The 11,945-nt window shown below is 51.3% G+C and carries 13 protein-coding genes; 8 read left to right on the forward strand and 5 right to left on the reverse strand.

Features of this window, described 5'->3' with window-relative positions:
* Positions 1-13 precede the first annotated feature (13 nt).
* The 7 genes from ACG2XO_RS13750 to ACG2XO_RS13780 all read left to right on the forward strand — a co-directional run bounded on the left by ACG2XO_RS13750 (position 14) and on the right by ACG2XO_RS13780 (position 5,598).
* Positions 14-766: a Nif3-like dinuclear metal center hexameric protein gene (locus ACG2XO_RS13750; protein ID WP_410498559.1), complete on the forward strand. Its 753-nt coding sequence runs from the start codon at positions 14-16 to the stop codon at positions 764-766.
* Positions 763-1,200: a hypothetical protein gene (locus tag ACG2XO_RS13755; protein WP_410498560.1), complete on the forward strand. Its 438-nt coding sequence runs from the start codon at positions 763-765 to the stop codon at positions 1,198-1,200. The genes ACG2XO_RS13750 and ACG2XO_RS13755 overlap by 4 nt, the downstream gene beginning before the upstream one ends.
* A gap of 129 nt (positions 1,201-1,329) precedes the next feature.
* On the forward strand, positions 1,330-1,914 hold the full coding sequence (gene petA / locus ACG2XO_RS13760) for a ubiquinol-cytochrome c reductase iron-sulfur subunit (RefSeq protein ID WP_410498561.1): 585 nt from the start codon (positions 1,330-1,332) through the stop codon (positions 1,912-1,914).
* 11 nt (positions 1,915-1,925) lie between these two features.
* Positions 1,926-3,437 carry a cytochrome b gene (locus ACG2XO_RS13765; RefSeq protein ID WP_410498562.1) on the forward strand — a complete coding sequence of 504 codons (1,512 nt, stop codon included), beginning with the start codon at positions 1,926-1,928 and terminating at the stop codon, positions 3,435-3,437.
* 10 nt (positions 3,438-3,447) lie between these two features.
* On the forward strand, positions 3,448-4,206 hold the full coding sequence (locus tag ACG2XO_RS13770; RefSeq protein ID WP_410498563.1) for a cytochrome c1: 759 nt from the start codon (positions 3,448-3,450) through the stop codon (positions 4,204-4,206).
* A 241-nt stretch (positions 4,207-4,447) separates the two neighbouring features.
* Positions 4,448-5,053: a glutathione S-transferase N-terminal domain-containing protein gene (locus ACG2XO_RS13775; RefSeq protein ID WP_410498564.1), complete on the forward strand. Its 606-nt coding sequence runs from the start codon at positions 4,448-4,450 to the stop codon at positions 5,051-5,053.
* Between the two features lie 122 nt (positions 5,054-5,175).
* Positions 5,176-5,598 carry a ClpXP protease specificity-enhancing factor gene (locus ACG2XO_RS13780; protein ID WP_410498565.1) on the forward strand — a complete coding sequence of 141 codons (423 nt, stop codon included), beginning with the start codon at positions 5,176-5,178 and terminating at the stop codon, positions 5,596-5,598.
* 72 nt (positions 5,599-5,670) lie between these two features.
* Here ACG2XO_RS13780 and ACG2XO_RS13785 read toward each other — a convergent pair whose 3' ends face one another.
* The 4 genes from ACG2XO_RS13785 to purM form a co-directional block, all read right to left on the reverse strand.
* Positions 5,671-7,008 (reverse strand): RsmB/NOP family class I SAM-dependent RNA methyltransferase, encoded by a 1,338-nt coding sequence (locus ACG2XO_RS13785; protein WP_410498566.1) that lies wholly within the window; start codon positions 7,006-7,008, stop codon positions 5,671-5,673.
* Positions 7,009-7,090: 82 nt separating this feature from the next.
* Positions 7,091-8,332 carry a DUF3108 domain-containing protein gene (locus ACG2XO_RS13790; protein WP_410498567.1) on the reverse strand — a complete coding sequence of 414 codons (1,242 nt, stop codon included), beginning with the start codon at positions 8,330-8,332 and terminating at the stop codon, positions 7,091-7,093.
* 2 nt (positions 8,333-8,334) lie between these two features.
* On the reverse strand, positions 8,335-8,970 hold the full coding sequence (purN, locus tag ACG2XO_RS13795) for a phosphoribosylglycinamide formyltransferase (RefSeq protein WP_410498568.1): 636 nt from the start codon (positions 8,968-8,970) through the stop codon (positions 8,335-8,337).
* Between the two features lie 134 nt (positions 8,971-9,104).
* On the reverse strand, positions 9,105-10,166 hold the full coding sequence (gene purM, locus ACG2XO_RS13800) for a phosphoribosylformylglycinamidine cyclo-ligase (protein WP_410498569.1): 1,062 nt from the start codon (positions 10,164-10,166) through the stop codon (positions 9,105-9,107).
* Between the two features lie 211 nt (positions 10,167-10,377).
* On the opposite strand from purM, the gene hda reads away from it, so the two are divergent.
* Positions 10,378-11,118: a DnaA regulatory inactivator Hda gene (gene hda, locus ACG2XO_RS13805; RefSeq protein WP_410498570.1), complete on the forward strand. Its 741-nt coding sequence runs from the start codon at positions 10,378-10,380 to the stop codon at positions 11,116-11,118.
* Positions 11,119-11,195: 77 nt separating this feature from the next.
* On the opposite strand, the gene ACG2XO_RS13810 is transcribed toward hda, so the two are convergent.
* Positions 11,196-11,834 carry a type II secretion system protein gene (locus tag ACG2XO_RS13810; protein WP_410498571.1) on the reverse strand — a complete coding sequence of 213 codons (639 nt, stop codon included), beginning with the start codon at positions 11,832-11,834 and terminating at the stop codon, positions 11,196-11,198.
* Positions 11,835-11,945: the final 111 nt, after the last annotated feature.

Below are 11,945 nucleotides of genomic sequence, written 5' to 3' on the forward strand. Positions count from 1 at the left end.
ATCTTTAATCTTTATGCCAATACAACGTCAAGAACTAGAAAATTATATCGAACAATTGCTTACAACGGGGCAATTCAAAGATTATGCCCCCAACGGGTTACAGATTGAAGGTCGGGCACAGATCAGCAAGATCGTCACCGGGGTGACCGCATCACTGGCATTAATCGAAGCGGCCATCAAACTGAACGCTGATACTATTTTGGTACATCATGGCTACTTCTGGAAAGGTGAGGCTGCCGCGATTGTGCGAACCAAGAAACAGCGTATCGCCAAATTACTGTTAAATGACATTAATTTATTTGCTTACCATCTACCACTTGATGCACATGAAAGCCTGGGAAACAATGCCCAGCTAGCTCAAAAGCTCGGACTAATCCCGACGGGTCGTTTTGGCGAACAGGATCTGGCCTGGCGTGGCGAGTTGCCAGTTCCCATGTCACTGGAAACGTTTAGCCAGCACATCGGAATCCAGCTACAGCGCACGCCCTTAACCATAGGCGACTTAAGCAAACCAGTCAGAAATATTGCCTGGTGCACAGGCGGCGCCCAAAGCTACTTCCGCGAAGCGAGCGAATTGGATATCGATTGTTATATCACTGGCGAAGCCTCTGAATTTGTGACACATCTGGCCAGAGAAAGCGGCGTTGCATTTATCGCTGCCGGACACCACGCAACCGAACGCTATGGTATCGCGGCACTCGGTCAACACCTCGCTCAGTCCTTTGAGCTTGAGCACATCCATCTTGATCTGGATAACCCTGTATGAAATCTGTTTTCACATGGCTTTTTAACATCACCGCCCTAGCGCTTCTCGCGGCCTGTAGCAACACACCTCAAAAAGCTGCGGTAGACGCAAAAACTGTCGTAAACACGCAACCCGCACTCCCCGGTGTTCTGATTATCGGCCGCAGCACCAAGGTGGTGATGGAAGAAATCATTCGCTTTCGCAATAGCAAAGGAATGAAACTTCGCCTGCGCAATGCCAACCAGCTCGAATTTACGACCCCTGTGAGCAAGGCCAACATTCCAACCGAAGCACGGATTCAATACATATTCACCCAATCGACGCAGGGCTGGCTTTTAACCGCACAGGTTTTTCAGATCAGCCATCCGGGAACAAAAAGCGAGAGAAGTGAAAATATTACGGAACATGTACGGGATAAATTAAATGAAGAATTGTCACGTTACACGCGCAATTAAAACGCTTTTTTGACTTTATTTATCAAAAGCGCCAAGAAGACCCCCTAGAATGCTTTAAGTTCCATGCGGCTTTCGGGTAGAATTTGGCGGTTTAAGATTATTGCGTTCCTACAAATCAGGGATTGGGTTATGAGTGAGCAGCAAGTAGATAATAGCAAACGGCGATTTCTAGTTATCGCCTCAAGCGCGGTGGGTGCAGTTGCGACAGCGGGGGTTGCAATCCCTTTTGTCGCCAGTTTCTTCCCGTCAGAACGCGCCAAAGCGGCAGGAGCACCAGTCGAGGTAGACATCAGTAAACTCGAGCCGGGTCAAAAAATCACGGTTGAATGGCGGGGCAAACCGGTGTGGGTAGTTAATCGCACTCCGGAAATGCTGAAAAATCTGGCCAAAAATGACCCGAAACTGCTTGACCCGAAATCGGACTCCAGCGAACAACCAGAGTATTGCCATAATGCGACCCGATCAATCAAGCCTGAAGTCTGGGTTGCAACTGGCGTGTGCACTCACTTGGGCTGCTCGCCAACCTTCCGTCCTGACTTGGCTCCTGCCGACTTAGGCGCGGACTGGGTGGGCGGTTTTTATTGCCCTTGCCATGGCTCCAAGTTCGACCTGGCTGGCCGCGTTTTCTCAGGCGTACCAGCACCGATCAACTTGGTCATCCCTCCACATAAATACATCTCCGACACGACGATTCTGGTCGGTGAAGACAAATAAGGGGCTAAGTCATGAGCAATCAACTGCAAGCTTTGCCTGAAAAGGTTCTCAACTGGGTTGATGAGCGTTTCCCGCTCACCAGCACCTGGAAAGCACACGTTTCCGAATATTACGCACCGAAAAACTTTAACTTCTGGTACTTCTTCGGTTCATTGGCCATGCTGGTTCTGGTTATCCAGATCGTCACCGGCATTTTCCTGACCATGAACTACAAACCCGATGGCAACCTGATTCCCGGCACCAATATTTCGGTCGCCTTTGCTTCGGTTGAATACATCATGCGCGACGTCGCAGGTGGCTGGATTATCCGCTACATGCACTCGACCGGCGCTTCGATGTTCTTCGTCGTCGTTTACCTGCATATGTTCCGTGGACTGATTTACGGCTCATACAAGCAACCACGCGAACTGGTTTGGGTTTTCGGCACGCTGATTTTCCTGATCTTGATGGCTGAAGCTTTCCTCGGCTACTTGTTGCCTTGGGGCCAGATGTCATTCTGGGGTGCGCAGGTGATTGTGAACTTGTTCGCATCGATTCCTGTAATCGGCCCAGATTTGTCAGTCCTGATTCGTGGTGACTTCGTGGTATCGGATGCCACACTGAACCGCTTCTTTGCATTGCACGTGATTGCCGTACCACTGGTCTTGCTGGCTTTGGTGGTCGCTCACTTGGTGGCCTTGCACGAAGTGGGCTCTAATAACCCGGACGGCGTTGAGATCAAGAAAAACAAAGATCCGGTTACGCACATTCCATTAGATGGCATCCCATTCCACCCTTATTACACCGTCAAAGACATTCTCGGTGTATCGGTATTCCTCGCGGTATTCTGCGCAATCCTGTTCTTCGCGCCAGAGATGGGCGGCTTCTTCCTTGAACACCCGAACTTTGACCCGGCAGATGCCCTGAAAACACCACCGCACATTGCGCCGGTTTGGTATTTCACGCCGTTCTATGCCATTTTGCGCGCAATTCCATCGCTGCTTGGCACGCAAGTCTGGGGGGTATTGGGCATGGGTGCTGGTGTCGTTGTGATTGCTTTCTTGCCATGGCTTGATCGCTCACCCGTCAAATCTGTGCGCTATCGCGGTTCACGCTTCAAAACCATGTTGATTTTGTTCATCATCGCATTTATCGGCCTGGGTATTTTGGGAGCAAAACCAAGTACCAATATTCGCGCAGACATTTCCAAAGTGCTCACCGTCGTTTATTTCTCGTTCTTCTTGACCATGCCTCTGTATACACAGGTGCTGAGCCAAGCAGCACGTAAACTATCGACCGCCATCGTTGCGGCAATCATGGTGGCTGCATTTTTTCTTCTGCAAATTGGCTCACTTTTTGGTGTGCTGGCCTATCTTGCTTCGGCCATCGCGATCCTGTGGGTCATTTATAACGATGCCGAAGATAAGGGCATTGTACCGGTACCAGAGCGTGTTACTTTCTCGACCGGAAAGCAGCAAGCCATGTTCCTCGTGTACGCGACCATCGCAATTGTTGGCGCTTACCTGTTCGGCACACTTATTTAAGGAGACAGCCATGAAAAAAACGATTGCTAGCCTCCTCGCTTTCGCCTCGTTAGCGCTAGCCGGTCAAAGCCAGGCCAGTAGCGAAGGCATCCATCTGGATAAAGCGCCGATTGACCCGACCAATGTCGAAAGCATTCAGCGCGGCGCACAGACTTTTGTCAATTACTGCCTGTCATGTCACGGCGCTGCTGTAATGCGTTACAACCGCCTGCAGGACATCGGCCTGACCGAAGCGCAAATCAAAGCCAATCTGATGTTCCCGACCGATAAAGTCGGTGATCAAATGAAAGTGGCGATGGCTGCCAAAGATGGCAAAGCCTGGTTTGGCGCAACACCACCCGATCTGAGCCTGATCGCACGTTCACGTGGAACAGACTGGCTGTATAGCTATCTGCGCTCGTTCTACCGCGATGACACACGCCCTACCGGCTGGAACAATCTGGTCTTTGATAAAGTCGGCATGCCGCATGTTCTGTGGGAATTGCAAGGCGAGCAAATACTGGAAGTTAAAGGTGAAGGTGAGCATGCTGAGAAAGCGCTCAAGCTGGTTAAACCAGGCACACTGACTCGTGGCGGCGAAAACGGTCAGTATGACAATCATGAGTTCGACCAGCGCGTCGGCGATTTGGTGAACTACCTGTCATATATGGCAGAACCAGCCCAGGTGAAACGCGAACAAATCGGTTACGGCGTACTGCTGTTCCTGATTTTGTTCCTGATTCCAGTAACTTATTTGCTGAAAAAAGAATACTGGCGCGATATTCATTAATCAGGCAGATTCAATCAAAACGAAAAAGGGCGGATTTTCCGCCCTTTTTTATTACCCACACCCGGTATCTTCATCAGCAGCCCATCCAATATACCCTTCAGTCATATACCCCTCCTTTCACGATCAAGCCAAAATCACAATTTCTTATTAACAATCAATAACTTATCAGAGTTTTAATGGCTATTGCAGTGCAATATCATTACAATTGCGGCTTACGCAAACCAACAAGGATCAACACGCCATGATGAAGTTGTACTCTGGTACTTCCTGCCCATTTAGCCACCGTTGCCGCATCGTGCTATTTGAAAAAGGCATGGACTTTGAAATTCTCGACGTGGATATTCATAGCAAACCGGAAGATCTGGCGATCATGAACCCGTACAATGAAGTGCCGGTTCTCGTTGAGCGCGATCTGCAATTGTATGAATCAAACATCATCAACGAATATATTGACGAACGCTTCCCGCATCCGCAATTGATGCCAGCCGATCCGGTGATGCGCGCCCGCGCCCGCCTGATGCTGTTCAATCTGGAGCGTGAGTTATTTATCCACGTCAAAACGCTGGAAGATTCAAGCTCGAAAAAAACGGCACTCGAAGCCGCGCGCGTCGCAATCCGCGACAGCCTGACGCAAATCGCACCGATTTTCACCAAGCAAAAATACATGCTGGGCGAAGAATTCTCGATGCTCGACGTGGCCATTGCGCCATTGCTGTGGCGCTTCGAACATTACGGCATCGAAGTCACCAAAGGCTTGGTTCCAGTGATGAAATATGCCGAACGCCTGTTCAGCCGCGAAGCTTTTATCGAATCGCTGACTGCGAATGAAAAAGCAATGCGCAAATAAGCGACAAAATAGCCACACTTTAATGACCTCGCTTGCGGGGTCTTTTGTTGTAAGCGGCGGATTTAGCTCGAATCGCTGTAAGCCTGCTACAATCGTTATTATTCTTTCCCGCGGGGCCGACCATGCAAACTGTATCGACCAAACCGTATTTATTGCGCGCCATTCACGAATGGTGCTCGGATCAAGGCTTTACGCCCTACCTCGTCGTTGCGGTACGCGGCAAAATGCTGGTGCCGATGGAATACGTCAAAAACAATGAAATCGTTCTCAACGTCAGCTACAACGCCTGCCGCAATCTGGTGATTGCCAACGATTTCATTACTTTCTCAGCCCGCTTTAATGGCGTTTCCCGCGACATTGAAATTCCAGTCGGTGCCGTGATCTCGATTTTCGCCCGCGAAAGCGGTGAAGGAATGGGATTTGAATACGAAGGCAATGAAACGAGCGGCGATCCTGCCAGCGCACCGGAATCGTCAAACAACGAACCACCAACTGATGAACCGCCCCGCCCAAGTGGCCGTCCGCAACTGCGCGTCGTGAAATAAGCCCAGCATCGTCTGGACGATAAAAAACCCGCAGCAGCGGGTTTTTTATCGTCCATCAGGATAGTCTTGGCCTTATTCGGCAGCCTCGTCTTCTTCTGACAGCATCGCAGATTCTTCCTGAGCCTTGGCTTTTTCGACCGTTACGCGCTGCATTACTGCGGCGAAAAAGGCATCAGTTTGATGCTGTTGTGGTGTCAATTGCAAAAACTCATCATTCAATGCAATTTCAACGCGCTCCTTGGCGAGCAATTCGCGCGCGTCGAGCAATTGAAAATCGGGATGAGCCACTAGAAACTCGTTCACAATGTCCTGATTTTCGCTACGCAGAAAACTGCACGTCGCATACACCAAACGGCCACCATTTTTGACCAGGCGTGCGGCCGACTTCAAAATTGCACGCTGTTTATCATTCAACTCGGCGACACTTTGCGCAGTTTGCCGCATTTTCAAATCCGGATTACGCCGCAAAGTCCCCATGCCTGAACACGGCGAATCGACCAACACGACGTCCATTTTTCCAGCCAGACGTTTGATTTTCTGGTCGGTTTCTGAGGCAATCAACTGTGGATTGACATTCGACAAACCAGAGCGCGCCAGACGCGGCTTCAGATTGGCCAGCCGTTTTTCCGACACGTCAAACGCGTACAAACGCCCGGTATTTTGCATCATTGCCCCCAGCAGCAGCGTTTTTCCGCCCGCGCCAGCACAGAAATCTGTGACCATCTGGCCGCGCTTCACGCCGGACAACAGACCAAGCAACTGGCTGCCTTCGTCCTGCACTTCAACCCGGCCTTCGATAAAGCATTTGTATTTATTGATTGCAGGTTTGCCTTCAACGCGCAGGCCCCAGGGCGAATATGGCGTTGGCGTCGTATTGATGTCACCAGCGGCTTTGAGTTCAGCAGCAACTGCTTCGCGCTTAGCTTTAATGCTATTGACGCGCACATCCAGTGGCGCGGGTTGCAACATGGCCAAACCCATGGCCAGAATCTGTTCTTCACTCTGGCCTTCGGCCAGCATTGCATCAACCAACCACTGGGGTATAGCCGCACGAACATTGAGTGGCGCGTCACGTAGCGCCATACCCTTCATCGCTCCGGCACGCTCCTTGTCTTCATCGGTAAATACCGACGGCAACTCGCGGACATTCAGATGCTTGATGCGCGTAAAGTACGCCAGCAGTAATTCACGCGTACTGGCCAGCTTGCCCTCGGTACTACCGGCCAGCCATTCGAGTTGTGGCAGGTGACGCAAAATGCCAAAAACGGTTTCGGCAATCATCGCCCTGTCTTTGGGTCCCAGATCCTTGTTTTCCCGAAAATGCCGCGAAACGACGGCGTCAGCCGGGGCATTAAAGCCCAGCGCCGAATTCAGAATGTCCAATGTGGCTGATAATTGCTTTGGTGTCATCAAATACTCTCTTTTATTCAATCGCCCCATCGTACACCATCGCAGATGGCAAAGATCGGGCATTAATACCTCAAGGTCTACGCTATGGTCTGCGTGCGCCCTGCTTGTTCGGATCAACCCATTCCAGTACTTTTTTGTCGTCAAGACTTAGATTGTAGGCCGATAAATCATAACTACCATCTTTGCCCAAATTGAGCACCATACGAACCGGCACATTATTCCAGTCTGGCGCCAGCCAGAAATCAACCTGCCTGTCACCGGCTCTGGAACTCATCAGCAAGGCGGTAATTTCTTTTCCGCCGACCCTGATCTGGGCTTCGCCTTTTAATTCGAACTGCACCTCAGGGTAACGTTTCCGACCAGAAAACATCGACATTTCATAGCGCGGCTGCGAGCCGCCCATCAAAGCCAGATGCAAAGCCGCCGACAATAAATCCTGATCTCCGGCCTCGAAAGGTTCGATTTTTTGCTGAGCGCCTTCGGCTAGCGTCACTTCATGCTTTTCCCAATCAAAACGCACCTCATATTTGGGTGTTTCAAACTGCTTGCGGTATTCAATAAAAACTTCCGGCATCACCCCATGCTTATCCACCTGACCACGGCTAATGAAGCGCCGTGCATTGCCCGGAATTGGCACATCCAGCTGCAACTCGTAACGACCAGCCGACAACTTCCAGTTCAGGTAAGCCGGAATGCCGAAATAGCGATATTCCATTTTGATTTCACGCGGAAACCGCTTGGCGGCAGCCCGATCAATTTTGGTCGCCAGCGCTTCGCCCGAAACACGCCGCGCCCGCGAAGCAACACTCGCCTCCGGCGAAGCAGAGGCCAGCGCGGCCACTTTGCTTGCCGCTTCGGAGGCAATCATGGCGCTGGCAACCATGGTTCCGCTGGAAACACTCGGCTCGGCAGCGGGCTGACTTGCTTCGCTGGCAATGACCGCCCGAGGAGCGCTCGCCTTGGCGTGCTTGACTGAGCTGGCTCGAACACGTTTGGGTCTGCTGGTGTTCAGGTCGACGTCTTTGGGTTGCAAAAACACCTGCTGTTTTTCAACTGGTTTCACATTGGCCAATTCAGCCGGTGCTTCATGCTCGTCGAGCACCTGACTGGCCAGTTTACGCTGGGTTTTGTTCAATACCGGATCATCAATCTGGCTAAACATCAGCCAGTTATAAACCGGTTCGGCAAGCAGTGATCCCAGATGCAGTACCAAGGACAACAGCAGCGCCCACCAGACATACTTGTGCAAACCCCAAAAACCCCTCGCATGCCATGGCGATGGCGTCTGGCTCCCCGGAGTTGCTTCAGTATGTTCTTGTTTCATTTTCAGAATGAAGGCGATCGCAAAAAGGCATCAGTATTCGCAGCAGCCTTGATCGAGACTTTACTGTCAATCAGCTGCAATTGATCCGCAACAAACCAGGCTACAGCCTGCGGATAAAGCTGATGTTCCTGCACCAGAATACGCGCCGCCAACGCACCAGCCGTATCATGATCGAGTACTGGCACGGCGGCCTGAGCAATAATTGGTCCGTGATCGAGCTCGGCAGTCACAAAATGTACCGTGCAACCGGCCAGTTTGACGCCTTCGTCGATCGCACGCTGATGCGTATTCAAGCCGGTAAACGCCGGCAACAGCGATGGATGGACATTGATCAGACGATTTTCATAATGATTCACAAAATCGGCAGTCAAAATCCGCATAAACCCCGCCAGCACAAGTAAGTCAGGTGCATAGCCATCAATCAGATCAATCAGCGCAGCGTCGAAGCTTTCCCGGCTGGCAAACTGCTTATGATCAAGTACCGCAGTGCGAATCCCACGCTCGGCTGCCCAGGCCAAACCGGCCGCGTCGGGGCGATTGGAAATCACTGCCGCGATATTCGCTCCGGCAATTTGAGCATTCACAATCGCCTGCATATTGCTGCCACGACCGGAAATCAGAATCACTACATTCTTCATCACACACCTACACAGGGTATTGCCACGCAGCCATTTTTAAATATAGGCTACGAAGCAATACCCAAGATCAATTTTCACCACGATCAAAAACAAAAAGCGAGGTCAACGACCTCGCCTTTTCGATTCAAGGCAGATTAAGCCACTTGAGTCTGGTGCTCTTCACCTTCGCGCGAGCGAACCACGCCGAGCTGGTAAACGGTTTCACCTTCGGCTTGCAGCAAGGCCGTCGCTGCAGCCGCGTCGCTCGCAGCCATAATCACGACCATGCCGACACCACAGTTGAATGTTTTGTACATTTCCTGCTGCGCAACATTGCCTTCTTTTTGCAGCCACTGGAACAGCTTCGGCATCGTCCAGCTCTTCGCATCGATTTGTGCCACAACATTGTCTGGTAACACGCGCGGTACGTTTTCGGTAATACCGCCGCCAGTGATGTGCGCCATGCCTTTGACCGTCATGCTTTCCATCAGTTTCAGCAAAGGCTTCACATAAATGCGCGTTGGTGCCATGACGACATCGCCCAGCGAGCGGCCACCGTCAAATTCAGCTGCGTAATCGGCATCTGCGAGGTGCAAAATTTTGCGGATCAGTGAATAACCATTGGAATGCGCGCCGTTCGATGCCAGACCCAACACCACATCACCTGCCTTGATATCTTGGCCGGTAATGACTTTCGATTTTTCAACGACACCAACGGCAAAGCCAGCCAGATCGTATTCGCCAACCGGATACATGCCTGGCATTTCGGCAGTTTCGCCGCCAGTCAAAGCGCAACCGGCCTGCTCGCAACCTGCGGCAATGCCTTTGATGACTTCGGTCGCGCTATCGACGTCGAGTTTGCCACAGGCAAAATAGTCGAGGAAAAACAGTGGCTCGGCGCCTTGCACCAAGATATCGTTGACGCTCATGCCAACCAGATCAATACCCACGGTATCGTGGCGATTAAGCTCGAAAGCCAGTTTCAATTTGGTACCCACACCATCGGTACCGGAAACCAGAACGGGTTCTTTAAATTTTTTGCTGATTTCAACCAGTGCGCCAAAACCGCCAATCCCACCAAGCACCTCAGGGCGCATTGTGCGTTTGGCAAAAGGTTTAATATTTTCAACGAGCTGGTCACCAGCGTCGATATCAACACCGGCGTCGCGGTAGCTCAGACTTTGCTTGAGATTGTGTTGGGGATCGTGCTGACTCATGGGAAAAGGCCTCGTAGTGGGCGGCGCTGTAGGTTAAAATAAGCGCCAGATCTGCTAAACGCCGCATTTTATCGCATTTAGCATGAAACGCCTGCCCTTTTATCGATCAACAACCAGCCTGACTCGTGTTTTTGTGTAAAAACGCCCCCTGCCGGTTGAAAAAGGTCAAAAACAGAACCGTACACGCCCGCAGTTTTCAACGACTGGATCAATGAAACAATTAATCCTCGACTTTCTCCCCCCTGCGCCACGCACTTTTGATGATTTTGTTCGCGGCGAAAATGCAGAGTTGCTGTTCCAGCTTGGGCAATGGGCTCAGGGTGACGTGCGGGCTTTGTATTTATGGGGTGAAAGTGGCGCGGGAAAAAGTCATTTGCTCAGCGCCAGTGCGGCGCGACTCAATCAAATGTCCAGTGCAGCACGACTTAATCAAATCACCAGTACGGCTCAGCTCAATCAAATGAGCGGCGAGGCTCGGCCAGATAGCGCGCAATCTGTACATCACATCAATGCGCGTACCGAAATGCTGCCACAGCAAATCGCCCCCGATGCCGCCTTGCTGGTTGATAACGTGGAAAGTCTGGACGCCGAGCAGCAAATCGTTTTATTTGATCATTACAACACCATACGCGAAGGCGGCGGACGCATTCTGGTCAGCGGCCATCTGCCACCGATGCTGCTGCCATTGCGCGATGATTTGCGTACCCGACTGGGCTGGGGTCTGGTCTATCAACTCAAACCACTATCCGATGCCGACAAAATTGCAGCCTTACAGCGCCGTGCCCGTCATCTTGGCTTCGAGTTAAACACCGAGCTGGGTGAGTACCTGTTGCTGCACGCCGAGCGCGACTTGCCCAATCTGTATCGGCAACTGGAAAGCATCAACACACTGTCCTTATCCAAACAGAAACCGGTCACGCTGTTTTTGCTGCGTGAGGCTTTGAAAAACTGAACCAGACCCACGCACCACCCCTTCACCGCCCTTCAATCTCTTAGGTATAGCCCTACAACGCTTTACCAGCAAAGGCTTTACGGCAATACCCTAACACCGACATTAGCAAGCCCAGCCAGACTCCAGCAATCACCACCATCTCCGGTATACGCGGCCGCACCAGCGGTCGTCGCTGCATTAGTCGCCGAACTGCGAACCAGCCCATTACTCGGAATTCCGTCATCAATCGCCCGATCAAGTGCACAAACAAAGCGAACATCAACGTCAGCCGGCGTCGTCGTACCATTGGACGCCACCGAGCCTGGCGTCATGTAATTGTTACCCGCAAGAAAATTGCCCTGCGCCGTACCGTCACTAATCACCCAGGGCGAACCAAAAACACTTTGCATATCGGCAACAGTCAGGATTTGGGTATTGATCAACATAATCGGCGCATTATTATTTTCAATCGCGCCCAGCATGCCATTTTTTGTACCGTTGCAACTGGTTTGCGTCGTCACCAGTGTGGTGCAGCCATCACCCGGATAAGCGCCGTATTTTTCGAAATAGATATTGAATCCGGCTTGCATTTTGTTGATCTGCGCAATCATGTTTTTCACTTTGGCACCATCAATCAGGTCGCGCCCTTTGAAGGCGGCGCCCAGGATCAAGCCGATAATCACCAGCACCACCGCCAGCTCAACCAGGGTAAACCCGCGTTGTTGTTTCACTTGCATTCATCGTTCTCCATGGAGTGTTTGCGCGAGAAAGTTGCGAAATCCAGTCTAGACAAGAGCGGTATAAAATTACAAAAAATGTAATTTAACTTTGGTTTTTCGCAGCCAAAC

Origin of the sequence: Chitinibacter sp. S2-10 (assembly GCF_046530675.1) — a bacterium.
In the GTDB taxonomy this organism is placed as follows: Bacteria; Pseudomonadota; Gammaproteobacteria; order Burkholderiales; family Chitinibacteraceae; genus Chitinibacter.